We start from the raw sequence: 18,285 nt of genomic DNA, 5'->3' as shown, positions 1-18,285 counted from the left end.
ATTTTGCAAATCAAATGCCTTGCCAGAAGTAAAAAAGGCCATTTACAGGCAATAAGGACACTTTTACAATCGTATAAACTGTCCGAAATCGTACAGTTTTGTCCGCGACTGTCCGGTTCTCGAAGCCGCTAGACCCAGCTTATACGCATACTACCCAGTGATGTTCTACGGGTCGTATCGCCCAGTTCACGAATCACTTTTTCCGGTTGATCTGACTTACAATAGCTCACTGGGCCGGTTCCACGCAATTTTGTCCTGCCAGTCAGCAAGTGGCTTACAATTCCTGAACGGCATACAACAAATGCTTTAGCAACTCTTCTTTTTTACGCATAAACAACAACTAGTGAATTATGAAAATCTTAGTCATTGGCGGAACCGGAACAATTGGCCGCCTGGTCGTAGCCGAATTAGCTCAACAAAAGATGCCAGTCCGTGTACTGATCACATCGCCTGAACAGGCATCCCTATTTCCTAAAAGCGTTGAAACGATTGTAGGGCACCTGGAACAACCGGGCTCACTACCAAAAGCCTTCAACGATATCGACACGGTAGCTCTGCTCAATCAGCGCAGCCCGACCGAAGGAGCGCAGGGTCAGTATGCTATTGCCGCAGCTAAACGCGCTGGCGTTCGTAAAATGGTCTATTTAAGCCAGTATGGCGTTCGCCAGATACCGCACCTAAAGGCCAAAGTCATTATCGAAAATGTTTTGATGCAAACCGAAATGGAGTACGTAATGGTCTGCCCTACACTCGTCTATCAACATGATCCGGCCATCGGTTCGTCCATCGCGTCGTATGGGATTCCCCCTCAGCCAGTTGATGCTAACGATGTCAATCGGGTTGATGCGCGTGATGTGGCCGACGTAGCGATTAAAGCGATCCTCACCGATGACTTTAACGGCCAGTCTATTCCAGTCGTTAGTCCTCAGTCGTTTACTCAAACCCAACCCGTCGATCTCATCAGCAGACTACAGGAAACGACCACTCCCTATTCCGTTACAGATCAATCGCTTGCTACCTGGCTCGTTGAGGACTGGCGGAAAACCTACCAATTAATGAAGGAACAGGGGTTTAAAATATCGCCCGACGATATAGCCTTCTGCACCGAAGTCCTTGGGCGTACACCTCGTAGTTACGCCGATTTTTGGGCCGACTATGCACCGATTTCCCTACCTACTTTCGAATTTGATTTATCCGGGCAAAGCTCCCGCCTGGCCGCTGAAATTGGTTCATAGGCCAAGCGGGACTTGACCTGGATAGTAGATCGATAAAATCCAAACAGATTAGAACGGGTATAGGTATGAACGGTTGACTCGCCTTTCGCATCAATTCATCCGAGTCTTTTTCCGGTTGACAACCATGCCTGTGGGAGAACCTCTATTCGGACACCAACTTTGTCAGGCCAACCCGGCAACGTAAACAACAACAAGTAATCAGAAGCCTCTTTTTTAATCAAAAACAACAAATACAATGAAAGCCTTTAACACCTTCTTCATGGCTGCTGCCGCCACGTTTATTCTGACAGCTGCATCGTACAAGTTACCTTCCAACAGCAAAAGCCTGGCCTTCGTAGGCAAAAACCTGAGTATGGCGTCCTTCCAGGTTAGCCCAGCCATTGATCTGGATGGCGACGGTAAAGTCGATACTGATCTGATGGCGTTTCTCCGCCCCTGCGACAAAGACAATACCCTGACCTTTGAAGAAAACGGTAAAGTATCGGGTAATACAGGTACGCTGTCTTGTTCATCGGAAGAGTCGCTGCCGGTTGTTGCGAAGCCCAGCCACTGGACGTACAATGAGAAAACGGCCACCATCCGCATCGTAAGCGACAAGGATGCCAGCGCTGTATCAGAATGGAAAGTACTGGACGCATCGGCCGCTGGCTTGAAAATCGAGAAAACAGCTACCGAATATGGGAAGCAATCAACCACAACAGTGACGTTAAAGTCGGTTGTCAATCAGTAAGTTCGCCATGAAAATTGTTGCTCTTGAACTCTATACGACCGACCTTCTGGGTACGCGGGCGTTCTACAACCGGCAGCTTGGTTTGTCAATCGTCGCTGAATCGGTCGACACCCTGACAGTTCAGGTGGGCTGGACCCGCCTGACTTTCAGGGCCGTCGATGAGCCGGTAGCCCCCTATCACTTTGCCATCAATGTGCCAGTGGGGATGCTGGAAGTCTGCCTCCACAGCTATCCGCTGAACTATCTAACAACGAAAGGACAGGAGATTGTCGAATTGCCCACCTGGCGTGCCCGGGCCAGTTTCTTTCACGACAACAACGGCAATCTGGTGAAGTTCATCAGCCGCAACGACTTGTCTCTATTCAACCCGAACCTGACTGTCGATGATCTGTTTCAGGGAATTAGTGAGGTGGGTATAGCAACCGAATGTACCCCAACCACGACCCGTCAGTTGATGCAGCGGTTTGGTCTACCGACCTTCCGTCGGTTTGCGCCATCGCCCGAGCTGTCGATTCTGGGAAATGATGCGGGGCTCTTAACAGTAGCGCAGGTGGGTCATCCCTGGCCATTTACCAAAATACCAGCGGCCATGAATCACTGTCAGGTGACCTTTGAAACTGAACCGGGTAGCCCAGCCCAAACTTTGTACTGCTACGGCGTCAATCAATTACCTGTTTTGCTTGGGAAGCCCTTATTTGTTGGCACGGAGTACATCCGTTCAAAGGCCAGATCGCTCAACTCAATGCCCGTTATTGTCGGTTGATGCCAATTCCCCTTTTCTAGCGACCACTCCAGAATCAACTTTACATGGTCAAACGACGAGTATTACCCGAACCTTTCTCTTTTTTAACCGCTCATGAAAACTAGTAAACACATTATACTTCTCACCCTATTTAGTGCTAGTTTCTGGCTCGTTGCCGCCCGCGTTAGCGACGTTATGTCTGAACTAAGCATCGAAACCGGTAAGCTCCGACAGGATGTTCTGCTTAATCTGAAAGAGCCCCAGTGGTTCTTTTTTAACGCTACCAGCTCGATGCGGCAAATGGCCCGTCGGATTCCCGAATCGTCACGAGCCACTACGGTTCGGGCACTGGGAAAAGTGGTTCGGGCGTATGTGGAATCCTCGAATTTTAAGGATGCCTGGCTACAGGACCTACGGACGTATTATCCATACGACGAATCATATACCGACGAAAGTTTAGCCCGGAAGAAGCAGGACAATGAAGCCAACCGATCGGCTATGAAAAGCCAGCTTGGCACCCTTGATCAGGCTTTTGCCGGTATGGACCCAGCTATGATACAAATGGCTATCAGGAGCCAGTTGGCGCAGGAAGAACAGGGATTGGGGTCCCTCTCGGGTAGTGAACGGACCAGCAAAGCGCAACACATCGCCGAACTGAAAAAAGTGCTCAATCTGGCCCCAGCCGAATGCAAAAAACAGTATCTGGCATTACTGAAGCGGCAGGCAGGTGCCAACATCGATCAACAGACTGCCACACCTGAAGTCGATAAAGATCGCCTGGCGCAACAACGTCGGCAGAAAGCCGAATTCGACGCCCATGCTGACTTCCGCCCTCAACTAAAAAAACGCTTGCAGGATTTTATTATTCTGACCGAAACTGTTGACTTTGAAGCCCGGCTGATTCCAATGGGTCGGAAGCAGGAATTTGCGAACCCTGTTTACCAACGCAAACCTGCCGAGTGGAAATTCCTGTACCGGCTGGGTAAAACCCCCGTCATGGAAGCTCGTGCGTTTGCCCAACAATGGCTCGCTGAATTACACTGATTAAGGCCGCAACCATCTAATTTACACGTAAGCCACGCTTATTGCCTGATGAAAACTATTGGGCAGTAAGCGTGGCTTACGGTTATGCAACATAAAACATAGAACCTGTTTAAACTTTTATTTCTATGGCTATTTTGTCGTTCCTCGGGATGACAATGCACACCAATTAGTGCTCAACTATATAAAGTTTAAAACAGGCTCTTAACTTAACCCTCTATACTCATTGGGCGAAACACCTACTTTTTGTTTAAAAAATCGGGTAAAATGCTGCGGGTATTTGAAACCTAATTCATACGAGATTTCACTCAACGATTTGCTGGTGTCGAAAATTCGTTCTTTGGCCAGATCGATCAAATGGAGCTGAATGTATTCAAGGGCCGACTTACCTGTTTCCTTCTTGATTAAATCCCCAAAATAATTGGGCGAAAGATGTACCGAATCAGCAAAGTGGGCAACGGTCGGAACGCCATTGATTTTCAGATTTTCACTCAACAAATAGTCGTTTAACTTCTGCTCGAACTGCTCAACTATACCCCGATTCACGTGTTCACGGGTGATAAACTGGCGGTCATAGAATCGTAAAAAATACTTTAGCAGTAACTCAAGATTGGCTACAATCAATTGCTTACTATGTCGGTCAATAGTTTGGTCGATTTCAGCAGCAATATTTTCAAAACAAGCATTGATCGTCTCTCTCTCTTTATCAGAAAGGTGCAGAGCCTCATTGGACTGATAGCTAAAAAACGAATAGTCGTGAATCTGCCGGCCTAAGCTCGTGCCTTTGATGAGGTCGGGATGAAAAATGAGCGCCTGACCATAGGGTTGATGGACTTCGCCTTCTGGTTCATTCGTAATAACCTGTCCCGGTCCAAAAAAGACAACAGTTCCCTCAGCATAATCATAGTATCTGTTGCCATACCGCAAGTCGCCACAGTGGGTTTCTTTGATGATAATGGCGTAAAAACCCAAGGTAAACCGGGCTCGTTTCAATGGGTCAGACTTACTCAAATCCACCAGATTGATGAGCGGATGCAGCGTCTTGTTATTGAATGTATCGCTGTATTTTTTTAGGCTATCGTAGACGATCATCTTCCTCGTTTTTAATCAAATCTACAGACCAAAACGGTGGGTCATTCTGGTAACCGTAAAAATGGTAGATAAAACCGTAAAATGTATAAAAGCCAGTAAATAGGTACTGGATAATTTTGTGTGTACTTATCAAACAACCACCGTAATTCACTGTAAATGAGGACTAGCATTATTGTTTCAACTACCTTACTTTTAGCATTTTCATCCATAACGGGTTTTGGACAAACTACCGACAGCACCCAAAGCGTCTCGACGTTTTCAGGTTCTGTTGGCCTTACGAACAATGGTTTTTCTATCGTACCAACCTTTTCGTTGAATAACCCCGCCTTGATCATGAACTTGTACTGGCGCAGGAAACGGTTCAGCTTCGACCCCGACATTCGCCTTGTGCCAGATGCCAGTAAAGGCGGTTTTATTTTCTGGCTCCGGTATCGGCTGATCGAGCAAAAGCGGTTCAGTTTGCGGGTGGGTGTACACCCAGCCTTTTCATTGGTAAAAAAAATCATTTCCGAAAATGGCACTGATCATGAAATTACCGAAATGCTACGGTTTGCGGCTGCAGAAGTTGTACCCAACTACCAGATTACACCCAATTGGAGCATTGGAGCCGTGTATCTGCATGGCAGTGGGCTGCAAAACCATGGTCCACAAAATACCAACGTTTTCTTCCTGAACAATGTCGTTTCAAATATCAGACTAGGTGGCGACTTTAGGCTGACGCTCGTTCCGACTGTATATCTGTTATACGTCGATAGTAGTCAGGGGAGTTATTTTACCGGTACTGCCATCTTTGCTAAAAAAGGCATTCCTTTTACGGCACAGGGCACCATTAATCAGACCTTCACATCGAATGTCCCTGGCAACCAGGATTTCATGTGGAATGTGATGCTGGCCTACTATTTCAGTAAGACCTTTAGGCATGTCAACTAACCGTAACGAATGAAAGCGAATCTGCGCGATGAACGAACACCCGAAAAAAAGCATTTTTGAACGATTACGCGCCGGAGAGCCACTTCGACAAGACGATCCCGAGTATGCTCAATTTGGTGCCGTCGTTTCCCGGACCATAAAGCTATGCGTCGAAATGAACGCCACAGCTACTGATATTGACCAGATTCGCTCCCGGTTGAGTGACATCATCTGCACCGAAATAAACCCATCAACCGTGGTGTTCCCGCCGTTTTACACCAACTTCGGCCAATTTATCAGCCTGGGTAAAAACATCTTTATCAACCACAACTGTTCGTTTCTCGACATTGGCGGCATCACTATTGAAGACGATGTGCAAATTGGTCCCGGTGCCAAGCTGACCTCCGAGAACCACCCACTAGACCCTGCTGATCGTAAAACTCTTCTGCTGGCCCCTATCGTCATTAAACGAAATGCCTGGATTGGAGCAGGGGCAACCATTTTGCCGGGCGTAACCGTTGGCGAAAATTCCATAGTAGCAGCCGGAGCGGTGGTGAGCCGGGATGTGCCGTCGAATACAGTGGTGGCGGGTGTACCGGCAAAGATTGTCAAGGCTTTGTAAGTGAACGTTCAATCCATAGTATTCGAACGGGCAACGTCAGTTGCAACCAAGGATATTTACGAGTAGCTGGCAAGGCAACTAATTTATATCGCTATCAAAAAGAGTTATGGAAATCATTAAGAATGGAACACAAGCCTCTGCCAAAGGGCCAGAGGCCTGGTTTACAGGGGATGTACGAATTGATCCCTTATTTTCAAAAAAGGCGGCAACTAAAGGGGCTGGAGCACTGGTTACCTTTGAACCCGGCGCCCGAACGGCCTGGCATACTCACCCTGCCGGCCAAACGCTCATTATTGTTTCGGGCATGGGCTGGGTGCAACGCGAGGGTGGCCCAATTGAAGCTATTCATCCAGGAGATGTCATTTGGTTCGAACCGAATGAAAAGCACTTGCATGGTGCTTCACCAACGAAGGCTATGAGCCACATAGCCATTCAGGAGGAAGTCAATGGCCAAGTAGTAACCTGGATGGAGAAAGTAAGCGAGGATGAATACTCAAAATAACGCAGGCAGCGTTACTCCATATGAAAGACCCGCTCCAACCGAATGGATACAGGGGAATTATCGGGGTTTGTATCCATCAGGTCTGCCATATACGCCCACCATCGTTTCATAACAGGCAGTTCAGGCAAGGTATCGGCAGTATGACCCGGCAATCGTTTCTGCACGCCAAAGAGCGTCCCGGTCGATCGGTCCAGAAATATCGAATAATCACGAATACCAGCATCAGTCAACACCTGTGACAACTCAGGCCAGATTTCATCGTGACGCCGTTGATATTCAGCCTCAACGCCAGGCTTCAATTTCATCGTAAAGGCTATTTCTTCCATTTTTATTCCGTTTACAGTCTTCTGTTTCCTGTTTTCAGTTAGCTGACGCATTGATGTTTTGGTTTCTGCGTCAGCTAACTGAAAACAGGAAACAGAAGACTGTAAACTAATTTAGTTTATACAATTCTGTTCCGGCCAGCAGAAAGCAACCCAGACCATAATCTTCGAAATCGGGTTTGCTGTCGTAGGTAACAGGCTGTCCGTCTTTGGGCTCTTTGCCGGTTCCCTGTACATAGCCCAAAAAGCCATTCGGATGTACTGATTCGGTCGCCATGACATTCCAGGCTTTGGCAATAGTCGGTCGGTACGTCTTTGCATCGAGTAAACCATGATTGATACCCCAGGCTATACCGTACACAAACAAAGCGGTTCCCGTAAGCTCCTTACCCCCATAATTTGTCGGATCGTGCAGACTTGCATTCCAGTATCCATCCGGGCGTTGCAGGGGCACCAGGGCCTTAATCATTTCCAGATACGTCTTCTGATACTCGTCACGATGTGGCGCGTCTTTGGGCATAATGTCGAGTACACGTACCAGCGCTGCCACCACCCAGCCATTCCCTCGCGACCAGTAGCAATCTTGTCCGTTCGGTTCTTTGTAGGGAGGTACAAAATCCTTATCCCGCCACCATAGATGATCTTCGGGATTGTATAGTCCATTGCCGCCATGCTTCGTTTTCGAGTAATTGTAAATCTGGTACATCTTCTCGAAGTAAGCGGGATTTTTTTCCAGTACGCCTAACTGCGCAAAGACGGGCATGGCCATCTGCAAGGCATCGACCCAGTTCCAGTCATCGATTTTATCGCTGGCGACCATTGCATCAATCGATGCTTTGATGTCGCGAATACGCTCTGGTTTAGGATCGATCGCATAGAGATCAATGAACGTTTGGCCGCAGCACTGGTCATCGGCATTTCGGGTTTTGGTCCCACTCCGAAGCCCCCAATTATGCTTTACCCCCCATTCGACAGCGTAATCGTAGTAAGGCTTCTGTTTATCGATGCCGTACAGTGCCATCAGCCCTTCGTAGTAGACAGCCCGTGTCCAGATGTTGCTGGGTCGGGTTTTGTTGGTCACGATTTCCTTGCCGGGATCGGGCCAGGTCTTCATAAAGTATTCGTTGGCCAACGTCATTTTGGCCAGAATTTCCTTTTTAGCCGGTAGCTTCTGTGCCTGAACAGCTAGTGTCGTTAAGCAAAATAAGAGGGCAAGCCGGTAGCTTAGCGGTGGGCGTTTCATAGTTTTTAAGTCAACGTTTCATCCTGACCATTTCACCCAGGCCAAAGAGGTGACTGAATGATCGGAATGAAACTTGAAGCAACGGATTAATGAGCAATTATCTGAGCAGTATATTTTTTGAGTTCAACACAATCGCCCGGCAGTGGACACGCATTCCAATGCTGGTGAATGGCCAGGGCAGCTCCCAGCGCCGATGCCTGGGCCACCGATGCGGCATACACTTCGATGGTAGGGAAGGCAATCGCCAGCAGGTTCATATAAATGGGATTTTTGCTAAAGCCGCCATCTACAAAAATTCGCTTCACAGGCGACCCGGCCAGAACGAGATTCGTCGAAATCAATTGCTGTGATACAATGTCGAGAATGAGTTGATGATAAGCTTCGTCGTAGCTGGCAAAATCAGCTAATTTCCGTTGCCCAAACAATGACCCTTTCATCGACAGGAGTTGATCGCCTTTCGCATCATTGCCTGTTGTGACCTGACTATGCTGATGACGTAATCGCTCGATTGTCGCTGGGCTGTAGGCTACCTTTTTATACTGATCGACTGGTACCTGAAAATGCTCTGCCAGCCGTTTTACCTGCTGCTCATGCTCATATCCGGCAAACAAGCGGGATGATTTTACCGGCTGACCTTTGTAGTGCATGTAATTCAGGCAATCGTACTGCAACTCTTCGGGAGTCAGTGGGCGGTTGTTGAACGGATTCATGCTCACGCACCAGGTACCGGTCGAGATCAACACAAACGGTTCCTGAAACGACGCCAGATAGGGAATCAGGGCCGACGAACTGTCGTGCAAGCCAACGCCCACCTGTACCGAACGTCCCTCTACATTTGTTCCCTGAACCGAATCAGATGGAACGATGGGTGCCAGATGCGTGTCCAGTTTTTCGTCGATTACCCATTTGTGATATTGCTGCCGGTCAAAATCCCAGAGCATGGTATGACAGCCGATGCTGGTCAGATCGGAAACAGGCCAGCCACTAATCAGGTGACTTACATACTGCGGCAGATGAAGTGCATAGGCCAGTTTTGCGAACCGTTCCGGCTGTTCGTGCTTGAATCGATACAGTTGAAGGCCCGAGTTCAGGCTCCCCAGCGAAGGCGAGGCCGTTTGGCGAGTCAATTCCGTTTCGCCACCGTAGTTCGCAAAAAACTGCTGCAAAAGCGGTCCAGGATACGCTTTCAGGTAATTGTACAGGGGAGCAAACGCTTGTCCATTCTGATCAATATAGACCAGACTGGCCCCATAGGTGGAGAAATTAACGGCTTTTACCGAATAGTCCGGCAAGGCCATCACCTCGGCCAGCGACGTGGTTACCCAGTTTTGAAGCAAGTTTACATCTTCGCACAAGTCACCGTCTTCGTCAGGTACCTCTGAAAATTGCTCCGATTTTTCCCAAACGATTCGGTACTGTTCGTCAAACAGAAACAGCTTCTTATTGGTCTTCCCAATGTCAAAAATTGCAACAACGTTCATAGTCAATTTTGAATGATTGAATGACTGAATGATAGAATGAACGGTTCGCCGTCGCGGTGAATAAATAACTAGCGTGAGTCTATTCAATCATTCTATCATTCAGTCATTCACAATTGATTAAAGTCCCGTTGCTACGGTTTTGGCACCACGTTCACCGATGAGTTGCTGACGGACGTTCAGGCTGCGGAACAGGGCTAGTGGGTTCAGGGCCCCGCCTGCCCGCCGACGCGCTTCGGCTACCAGCGGACGCACATCGGTACGGAACGCTTCCTGCAGAATTTCCTGCGCCCGAACAGGGTCGTTGGCTTCGCGGGCTTCTTCCAGTGCTTCGCGATCAATGAGCAATGCCTGGGCATACGCCAGTTGGATGGCTTCGACCGACTGGATCAGGTCTTCGAGTGGATCTTTTACGTTATGGCTGGCATCGATCATCCAACCCAGGTCTTTAGCATGGTTCATACCACGCTCATCCATCCCGTCGATCAGTTCAGCAAAAATCAGGAACAGTTGGTAGGGCCGGATGCTACCTACAGTCAGGTCGTCGTCGCCGTATTTAGAGTCGTTGAAATGGAACCCACCCAGTTTACCCTGATGTAACAGAATGGCTACAATCTGCTCAATGTTGGCGTTGGGCAGGTGGTGCCCTAAATCGACCAGTGTATAGGCTTTCGGTCCGAGTTTGCTGGCATACAGGAAGCTGCTACCCCAGTCACCAACCGTCATCGAATAGAAGTTTGGTTCAAAGGCTTTGTATTCGACAAACATCTTCCAGTCGTCCGGCAAAGCGGCATAGATTTCGGCCAGACTTCCCAGCGTCCGGTCGAAGGCTTTCCGAAAGTTCAACTGACCGGGGAAGCACGAACCATCTGACAACCAGACCGTCAGCGAATCAGAACCTAGTGCCACGCCATGCCGGATCACCTCGATATTATGGTCGATAGCCTGTTGCCGAACGGCTGCATCAGTATGTTGGAGCGAACCGAATTTATAACTCAGCGATTGGTCGGGTTGATCCTGAAAGGTATTGGAATTGACCGCATCGAACCGAAGTCCGTGTTTAGCGGCTAATTGCTTGATCGCCTGTGGGTCAGTTGGGATGTCCCAGGGGATATGCAGGGAAATAGCTCCGCTCGCCCGGTTCAGCGCATGTAGTAGGCCAATATCGTCAATTTTTTCTTCAAGCGAGCGTGGCTCTCCCCCACCCGGAAAACGTCCGAAGCGGGTTCCGCCTGTGCCCAACGCCCAGCTAGGGATGGCAATCTGAAAGTCAATCAGTTTCTGAATAATGGGTTCCGCCTTAGCGACCTCCTGTGTCCAGTACGACAGTTTCCGTTGGTGCCCTTCCAACTGCGACTGGTTATACTCCGCAATATATTCGCGTTCGATTTGCATAAAGGTTTACAAGTTATAGGTATCCACGATCTGGATAATCCGTCTAATTATCAGCCCACACATTTATGTGTGGGTTCATAAAATCGTTAATCAATTCGTCAAACCGTTTTAACGGTTTTCTCCACTTTCCTATGAGCCACTCCAAATCGAAACTCTGGGTCCACGCTGTTTTTTCGACCAAAGACCGTCAACCATTAATCATTCCGGTCATTCGGCAAACTGTACACATCGAACTACGGAACCAACTAATTAATCTGGGTTGCTTTGTTGACTGTATTGGTGGAGTGGCCGACCATGTTCATCTTCTCTTCCTGCTCAATCCCAAAAAGTCTATAGCCGACGTGCTGAAACAACTAAAAGGAGGCAGTTCACATGCGTTTAATCAGGCTAAACTAACCGCGACGCATTTTGCCTGGCAAACTGGTTACGGCGCGTTTTCAGTTAGTGAGTCTCATGTTCCGCGCGTTCGAACTTATATCCAAAATCAGGAGGAACACCATCGTAAACTAAGCTATCAGGAGGAATACCGGAGGTTTATGATGCATTATGGGTTACCAACTGACGATATTGGCTAGCTCTCAAAACCGTTAAAACGGTTGAAAATGACGCGTAAACTACCGTTTTGACCCACAAATAAATTTGTGGGCTGATAATTTTTTGTGGTTTCTGAATTGTGGTGTCGGTTTTAAGAAACCGACACCACTTGTCTAGGCCTTATTACCGAACAAACGCCATAGCAACGCCACCGTCTACGTTCAGGACATTACCGGTTGATTTAGCCAGCAGGCCGTTTACGCAGGCCAGGCAGGCATTGGCAATATCGTCGGGTAGAATGATCTCATTCAGCAAGGTGCGTTTGGCATAGTAACCAGGGAGTTCTTCCACTGTAATGCCATACGCTTTTGCACGACCTTCGGCCCAGGCACCTGCCCAGATTTTCGAATCCGAAATAACAGCGTCAGGATTCACCACATTCACCCGGATATGATCCTTACCCAGCTCGGCAGCATTTAAGCGACTCAGGTGCAATTGAGCGGCTTTGGCTGAACCATACCCTGCGTTGTTCGGGCCGGATACCAGCGCGTTTTTGCTAACAATGTTGATCACATCGCCACCCAGTTTCTGCTTGCGCATGATCTCAACGCCTTTCTGCGTAACCAGGAACTGACCTTTTACCAGCACATCGTACAACAGATCCCAGTCTTTTTCGGTATGCTCTTCGATTGGCTTCGAGATGCTCAACCCAGCACAGTTCACCACAATATCGACACCACCAAACGCCAGTACCGCCGTATCGAACGTAGCCGCAATGGTATTAGCCTGGGTTACGTCCAACTGATCGGCCGCGTAAGCATCTTTGCCATATTGCTTCTGGAATTCTTCTTTAGCACCCGCCAGACGGTCAGCATCGTTATCGTTGATGACGACCACAGCGCCTTCGGAAAGGAACTTCTTAGCAATGGCTTTTCCGATACCACCCGCACTACCCGTAATCAGGGCAATTTTACCGGATAGTGGCTTCGGCTTGGGCATCCGCTGGAGTTTCGCTTCTTCGAGCAGCCAGTACTCAATGTCGAACGCTTCCTGCTCAGGCAGTCCAACGTAGTCCGATACCGCTTCGGCACCTTTCATGACGTTGATAGCGTTGGTGTAGAATTCGGCAGCCACCCGAGCCGTTTGCTTGTCTTTGGCAAAGGTCATCATACCCACGCCTGGCCATAGCAGTACCACCGGATTCGTATCACGAATGGCGGGGCTGTTGGGGTGTTTGCAACGTTCGTAGTAAGCCGTATAATCGGCGCGGTAATCAGCAAAAGCCTGACCGAGATAGGCAACACTGTCGTCACCAGTTAGTTTTTCAGGATCGAGAACCAGCGGACGGATTTTGGTACGCAGGAAGTGATCGGGGCAGCTTGTACCCAGGCGAGCCAGACGAGGCAGATCGTTCGAGTTTACGAACTCCAGTACCCGCTCATCATCGGTAAAATGGCCGATCATCTGCCGATAACTCGAAGCCAGTCCACGTAGGGTTGGCATCAGAGCGGCAGCTAGTTTTTTGCGGGTTTCCGGCGTTTCGCTTTGACCAGCTACTCCTCCGAACACCGGACGCTTTTTGCCGAAGTTCTGATGCAGGTATTCGGATGCCTGCTCAATCACTTCCAGCGTATTCATGTATGATTCGTACGATGTGGCACCCCAGGTAAACAGACCATGTCCACCCAGTATAATACCCCGAAGGTTCGGGTTTTTCTTAACGGCTTCTTCCAGCTTCAGGCCCAGGTCGAAACCAGGACGTTGCCAGGGAATCCAGGCCATCTGATCACCCCAGATTTCGTGCATGATCGCTTCACCGTCTTTGCTGGCGGCAATAGCAATCAGAGCATCCGGGTGCAGGTGGTCGATGTGTTTGAATGGCAATAGTCCGTGCAGTGGCGTGTCGATGGATGGCGCTGCACATTTCGGATCGAAGAGACAGTGATCAAAAAGACCAACCATTTCATCTTCGAATTCCAGACCACGGTAGCGACTTTTCAGGGCATGCAACCGCTCAACGTACAGATTGGCGCACCCTTTTTTGGTAAGCGTACCAATGTCGCCACCTGAGCCTTTCACCCACATTACCTCGACAGGTTCACCGGTCAATGGATTGGTTTCCATCAGCTTTACCGACGTATTCCCACCGGCGTAGTTCGTCAGACGCAGGTCAGCACCGAGCAGGTTGGAACGATAAATAAACAAAGCGACTTCATCACCCGCGAGTTCTGCGGCTTTTTGCTCATCCCAGAGATAGCTAACGTAGTTGAACGCTTGCGTCGTATTCATAGATAAATTGTAAGTAGTTCCTTTCCGAAATCTTGTTTTTAAGGCAAAGTACGTTTTATTTGTTTTCTCCTGTGTCATGCACTCTCCTGTTATAAAAGAGATTCTTTTTTTCGACTGGAAGTCAATAGTTAGTTATTGATAGTCATGTGGTAGTCATTAATTGTCATTCTATTTTCATTGATAGTCATCCGTGAGCAATAACTACCGAATGACTACGAATGACCATCAATGACAATAGAATGACAAGATACTGCCATACAGGAGAGAGCAGGTAAGTTTGAGGATCAAATTAGGATAAATTTGTTAAAATCCGTGATTTGTAGTTGCCGGAACAGGCTTCTCATCATTCATCATTAATCATTCATCATTTTAAAAAAACCGTGGCTGTAATCTGGGGTGTTGTACTGCATGCGCTGGGAGGGTTTGCTTCCGGCAGTTTCTATCTACCATATAAAAAAGTTCAGGGCTGGGCCTGGGAAAGTTACTGGCTCGTCGGCGGGTTATTCTCCTGGGTAGCAGCACCACTTATTTTAGGCTCACTGACGGTTCCTAATCTGTTCGGCGTACTGGCGCAGGCGCCAACCGAAACCGTCCTCTGGTGCTATTTCTGGGGTGTTTTATGGGGCTTCGGTGGACTAACGTTTGGCTTGGCCATGCGCTATCTGGGCTTATCGCTTGGCATGGCGGTTACACTCGGGTTATGTGCATTCTTTGGTACTCTGGTTCCGCCTATCTGGCAGGGTCAATTTGGCGAACTCATCAGCACTACTTCCGGACAAGTCATTATGCTGGGACTGGGCGTTTGTGTACTGGGTATTTCGATCTGCGGCATTGCGGGTATGATGAAAGAACGTTCTCTAACGGAAGAACAAAAGAAGGCAGTCATTGCCGAGTTTGATATTCGGAAAGGGCTTATGGTTGCCATTTTTTCGGGCATCATGAGCGCCTGCTTTGCCTTCGGACAAACGGCCGGGCAACCCATCGCTCAACTGGCAGTGAAAGCTGGCGCCGACCCACTCTACATGAACAATGCGGCATTGGTTATTATTCTGCTAGGTGGTCTGACAACCAACGCTGTCTGGACCATTTACCTGAATATCAAAAACCGCACCTACACCGATTACACAAATTACTCGACCCCCATCGTTGCCAATATTATTTTCTGTGCCATGGCTGGATTCACCTGGTATTTTCAGTTCTTCTTTTATGGCATGGGCGACAGCAAAATGGGCGAGTATCGGTTCTCAGGCTGGACACTTCACATGGCCTTTATTATTGCCTTCAGCAGTCTATGGGGGCTAATCCTACACGAATGGCGAGGCTCTAATCCCAAAACCATGCGTACGATTTCACTGGGCATACTGACCGTCGTTCTCTCAACCGTCATTGTCGGCATCGGCAATTATCTGGCCGCATAACAAAAATCATTTCTAAGAAACTCAAACGGTCGCTTCTCGTTGCCATTCGGCGAAAGAAGCGACCGTTAGAGTTTCTTAGTTCAGCCCAACTCGTATTGCCTGTTCGACAGGGGAATAAGCGCCATCGGATCGGTAAAGTTGTAAGGGTTCAGCCGGCAGCAAAGGAGGTTGGGCCATAAACCGAGGTTCGGTACCGTGGTGAGGCTGAGCCGCATGAACCAAAAAGGGATGACAGAGATACACCGTTCCTGCTTTTCCCGTAGCTAATTCAATCCGACGATTCAAGGTTGCCTCATCGAACTGCTGAGCCAGCTCCATAAACGACAATCCGTTGTCGCCAGCCGGTTGCAACCATTTCGGCACATCCTGATGCGAACCGACCAGAATTCGGGTTGGGGCATCCTCAGGTCCTACATCTGAGAACAGAAATAGCATGAGCAAGGCACGCCCTTTGGAGGAAACATTCAACCGCCAGGAACCATCGTCACCAGCAAAACTCGCTTCAGCATGCCAGCCCGTATCGCCCGGATCGACAGGGCTTGGAAATCGGACCGGGAACGTCCCTAAACTGTTTCGAGGCTCCCAACGCCCTTTCCCAACCAGTTGATCAAACGCTTCGTGCAACTGGGGCATATTGACCGCTTTTTGAAAAGGTTCCTGTGCATACCCACCCAGACGAATGACAGGCTGCGTCCAGGTGGTCGGATCAGTCGGGTCACAACCGGTGTCTTTCCACAAAATAGCGCGACCTGCCTCAGCCAGTTCGCGAGGAAATGCGTTATCGATTCGGACAAATCCGTCCTGAATAAACTGGTTGATTTCGGTTTGGCTAAGCATTGCTTTCCCTCTGCCATTACCCCACTGCCCTATGCGTTAGAACAGTTCACGGGCTATTTTCATGATATTATCAGCCTTACCCATCGTATAAAAGTGCAGGACGGGTGCGCCAGCGTCTGTCAGTTCACGACATTGCTGGATACACCACTCGACACCAACCTGCCGGGCCTGCTGGTCATTCTCACAGGATTCGACGGCCTTCCGCAAGTCTTCCGGTATTTCCAGATGGAACAGCTTGGGTAAAATCTGAAGTTGCTTGCGCGTACTGAGCGGTTTCAGCCCCGGAATAATTGGTACTGTAATGCCTTCCTGCCGACACCGCTCCACAAAGTCCAGAAACTTTTTATTATCAAAAAACATCTGGGTCACGATGTAGTGCGCTCCTTTATCGATTTTCTGTTTGAGATAATGAAAATCAATGTCGTGGTCGAGTGCTTCAAAATGCTTTTCAGGATAAGCCGCTACGCCGATGCAAAAATCACTGGGAGCCAGCGCCGTATCCTCTTCATGCAGGTAAATTCCCTGGTTCATATTGGCCACCTGCTCTACGAGTTCGCTGGCGTAGGAGTAGCCGTTTTCTTTGGCTTTGAAGGTTGTAAATGGCTTGGCCGGATCGCCCCGAAGCACCAGCGCATTGTCGATGCCGAGGTAATGTAGGTCGATCAGAAAGTCTTCAGTTTCTTCGCGGGTGAAACCGCCACAGAGCACATGCGGCACTGGATCGACGCCAAACTTATGCATGATGGCCGAACAAATGCCCACCGTACCGGGTCGTTTTCGGGTCACAATTTTCTGAATGGTCCCGTCGGGCATGGGCCGTTCGATGTATTCTTCCCGGTGATAGGTAACGTCGATAAACGGCGGTTTGAACTCCATCAACGGCTCAATATTGTCGAGCAGATTCTTGAGATTATCGCCTTTGATGGGCGGTATGACTTCAATCGAAAATATCGGCTTGCCGTTTGCGGCTTTAATGTGATCGGTAATTTTAGTCATCAGTCAAAAACACAGGCCGGATAAACAGCATCCAGCAACATAGTCTTAAAGTTAACGCGAAAACACGGCTAAGCGCACATAGATTCCGTTGGCTGAACCATTGCTCCACGGTTGCACATCCAGCCGGTTCCCGAACGAGCTACGCTGCTTCACCTGGTGAAGTTTGGGAATGCCCCAACCGACCAACGACCCAAAGGCAGCGCCCGCCAGCAGATCGGTTGGGTAATGGAGTCCGGCTTCGTACCGAAACAAAGCCGTAGCCGATGCCAGCCCAAGCGTTCCGACCCATACTACGGGCTTCCATTTGGAATGTGGAAAATAGTGCCGGAATACTTCACTGGTAAAAACGGCTGTGGCAAAGGCATTCGTGGCATGCCCCGAAAAGAAGGATTGACGAGATGTTCGGTCCAGTTTTTCATCCAGCGATACCAGTGGGTTATACACGTATGGTCGTGTTCGCTGCGTGACCGACTTAACGGTTCGGCCAACCCCATTGGCCAGCAACAGCGTTTCAATAAACATCACCCCCACCGTCTTGACATCCTGCCGTATAGGTTGCAAACCAAGGCCAATAACACCTGCGGCCCCAATCGTTCCTACCAAAGCCACATCGCTCAGTTTGTCGGCCGAAGTTGACCAGTGAAAAGTTGCATTCCGATCAAAGGAACTAATATCCCCCCGATTGAGCGATGCTATTTCTGCAGGTGTCAGCGGATCTATTGCCTTAGTCAGGGCTACCGAAGCCCCTAACGTAACCGCCCCCGCCCCCAGCAAACCGACTTCACGGCCTGTACGAAGATCATAAGGCGACTGCGCAAAGCCAGTGCTAATGAATAATGAATAATGGACAATGAATATTGATGAGAAAACACGGCACTTCCTATACATTCCTTTCCAAA

At 49.0% G+C, this 18,285-nt stretch carries 18 protein-coding genes; 9 read left to right on the top strand and 9 right to left on the bottom strand.

Annotation, left to right across the window (positions count from 1 at the left end; genetic code table 11):
* The first annotated feature begins 350 nt into the window (after positions 1–350).
* From ACYVFD_RS03940 to ACYVFD_RS03925, 4 genes are all read left to right on the top strand, one after another.
* Positions 351–1,235: an SDR family oxidoreductase gene (locus tag ACYVFD_RS03940; protein WP_461088449.1), complete on the top strand. Its 885-nt coding sequence runs from the start codon at positions 351–353 to the stop codon at positions 1,233–1,235.
* A gap of 235 nt (positions 1,236–1,470) precedes the next feature.
* A complete protein-coding gene (locus ACYVFD_RS03935) occupies positions 1,471–1,965 on the top strand; it encodes a hypothetical protein (RefSeq protein ID WP_461088448.1) in 495 nt (164 codons plus the stop codon).
* A 7-nt stretch (positions 1,966–1,972) separates the two neighbouring features.
* Positions 1,973–2,728: a VOC family protein gene (locus tag ACYVFD_RS03930; protein WP_461088447.1), complete on the top strand. Its 756-nt coding sequence runs from the start codon at positions 1,973–1,975 to the stop codon at positions 2,726–2,728.
* A 93-nt stretch (positions 2,729–2,821) separates the two neighbouring features.
* Positions 2,822–3,751 carry a hypothetical protein gene (locus ACYVFD_RS03925; protein WP_461088446.1) on the top strand — a complete coding sequence of 310 codons (930 nt, stop codon included), beginning with the start codon at positions 2,822–2,824 and terminating at the stop codon, positions 3,749–3,751.
* Positions 3,752–3,952: 201 nt separating this feature from the next.
* Here ACYVFD_RS03925 and ACYVFD_RS03920 read toward each other — a convergent pair whose 3' ends face one another.
* On the bottom strand, positions 3,953–4,840 hold the full coding sequence (locus ACYVFD_RS03920; protein WP_461088445.1) for a helix-turn-helix domain-containing protein: 888 nt from the start codon (positions 4,838–4,840) through the stop codon (positions 3,953–3,955).
* A 156-nt stretch (positions 4,841–4,996) separates the two neighbouring features.
* Here ACYVFD_RS03920 and ACYVFD_RS03915 point away from each other — a divergent pair, with 156 nt between their 5' ends.
* The 3 genes from ACYVFD_RS03915 (at position 4,997) to ACYVFD_RS03905 (ending at position 6,873) form a co-directional block, all read left to right on the top strand.
* Complete coding sequence (locus ACYVFD_RS03915) at positions 4,997–5,770, top strand: hypothetical protein (RefSeq protein ID WP_461088444.1); 774 nt, start codon at positions 4,997–4,999, stop codon at positions 5,768–5,770.
* A gap of 28 nt (positions 5,771–5,798) precedes the next feature.
* Complete coding sequence (locus ACYVFD_RS03910; RefSeq protein ID WP_461088443.1) at positions 5,799–6,371, top strand: sugar O-acetyltransferase; 573 nt, start codon at positions 5,799–5,801, stop codon at positions 6,369–6,371.
* Positions 6,372–6,477: 106 nt separating this feature from the next.
* Complete coding sequence (locus ACYVFD_RS03905) at positions 6,478–6,873, top strand: (R)-mandelonitrile lyase (protein WP_461088442.1); 396 nt, start codon at positions 6,478–6,480, stop codon at positions 6,871–6,873.
* Between the two features lie 11 nt (positions 6,874–6,884).
* Here ACYVFD_RS03905 and rhaM read toward each other — a convergent pair whose 3' ends face one another.
* The 4 genes from rhaM to ACYVFD_RS03885 all read right to left on the bottom strand — a co-directional run bounded on the left by rhaM (position 6,885) and on the right by ACYVFD_RS03885 (position 11,312).
* Positions 6,885–7,199 (bottom strand): L-rhamnose mutarotase, encoded by a 315-nt coding sequence (rhaM, locus tag ACYVFD_RS03900; protein ID WP_461088614.1) that lies wholly within the window; start codon positions 7,197–7,199, stop codon positions 6,885–6,887.
* A 106-nt stretch (positions 7,200–7,305) separates the two neighbouring features.
* Complete coding sequence (locus ACYVFD_RS03895) at positions 7,306–8,439, bottom strand: glycoside hydrolase family 88/105 protein (protein ID WP_461088441.1); 1,134 nt, start codon at positions 8,437–8,439, stop codon at positions 7,306–7,308.
* An 86-nt stretch (positions 8,440–8,525) separates the two neighbouring features.
* A complete protein-coding gene (locus tag ACYVFD_RS03890) occupies positions 8,526–9,920 on the bottom strand; it encodes an FGGY-family carbohydrate kinase (protein WP_461088440.1) in 1,395 nt (464 codons plus the stop codon).
* Between the two features lie 117 nt (positions 9,921–10,037).
* Positions 10,038–11,312, bottom strand: coding sequence for a sugar isomerase (locus ACYVFD_RS03885; protein ID WP_461088439.1), 1,275 nt, complete (start codon positions 11,310–11,312; stop codon positions 10,038–10,040).
* Between the two features lie 131 nt (positions 11,313–11,443).
* Here ACYVFD_RS03885 and tnpA point away from each other — a divergent pair, with 131 nt between their 5' ends.
* Positions 11,444–11,887, top strand: a complete 444-nt coding sequence (gene tnpA, locus ACYVFD_RS03880; protein ID WP_461088438.1) for an IS200/IS605 family transposase — start codon at positions 11,444–11,446, stop codon at positions 11,885–11,887.
* Positions 11,888–12,029: 142 nt separating this feature from the next.
* Here tnpA and ACYVFD_RS03875 read toward each other — a convergent pair whose 3' ends face one another.
* Positions 12,030–14,135 (bottom strand): bifunctional aldolase/short-chain dehydrogenase, encoded by a 2,106-nt coding sequence (locus tag ACYVFD_RS03875; RefSeq protein WP_461088437.1) that lies wholly within the window; start codon positions 14,133–14,135, stop codon positions 12,030–12,032.
* A gap of 380 nt (positions 14,136–14,515) precedes the next feature.
* Here ACYVFD_RS03875 and rhaT point away from each other — a divergent pair, with 380 nt between their 5' ends.
* Complete coding sequence (gene rhaT / locus ACYVFD_RS03870) at positions 14,516–15,553, top strand: L-rhamnose/proton symporter RhaT (RefSeq protein ID WP_461088436.1); 1,038 nt, start codon at positions 14,516–14,518, stop codon at positions 15,551–15,553.
* A 75-nt stretch (positions 15,554–15,628) separates the two neighbouring features.
* Here the strand turns inward: rhaT and ACYVFD_RS03865 are convergent, their stop codons facing one another.
* From ACYVFD_RS03865 to ACYVFD_RS03855, 3 genes are read right to left on the bottom strand one after another with little or no spacing between them, the layout of a single operon-like run.
* Positions 15,629–16,390 (bottom strand): phytanoyl-CoA dioxygenase family protein, encoded by a 762-nt coding sequence (locus ACYVFD_RS03865; protein ID WP_461088435.1) that lies wholly within the window; start codon positions 16,388–16,390, stop codon positions 15,629–15,631.
* 36 nt (positions 16,391–16,426) lie between these two features.
* Entirely contained in the window at positions 16,427–17,386 is a 960-nt protein-coding gene (gene metF, locus ACYVFD_RS03860) for a methylenetetrahydrofolate reductase [NAD(P)H] (protein WP_461088434.1), read from the bottom strand.
* Between the two features lie 51 nt (positions 17,387–17,437).
* On the bottom strand, positions 17,438–18,274 hold the full coding sequence (locus ACYVFD_RS03855; protein ID WP_461088433.1) for a phosphatase PAP2 family protein: 837 nt from the start codon (positions 18,272–18,274) through the stop codon (positions 17,438–17,440).
* Between the last annotated feature and the right edge of the window lie 11 nt (positions 18,275–18,285).

It is taken from the genome of Spirosoma gilvum, from assembly GCF_054776815.1.
Note: the sequence above shows the minus strand (reverse complement) of the source record. Positions and strands in the feature narration are given on the sequence as shown.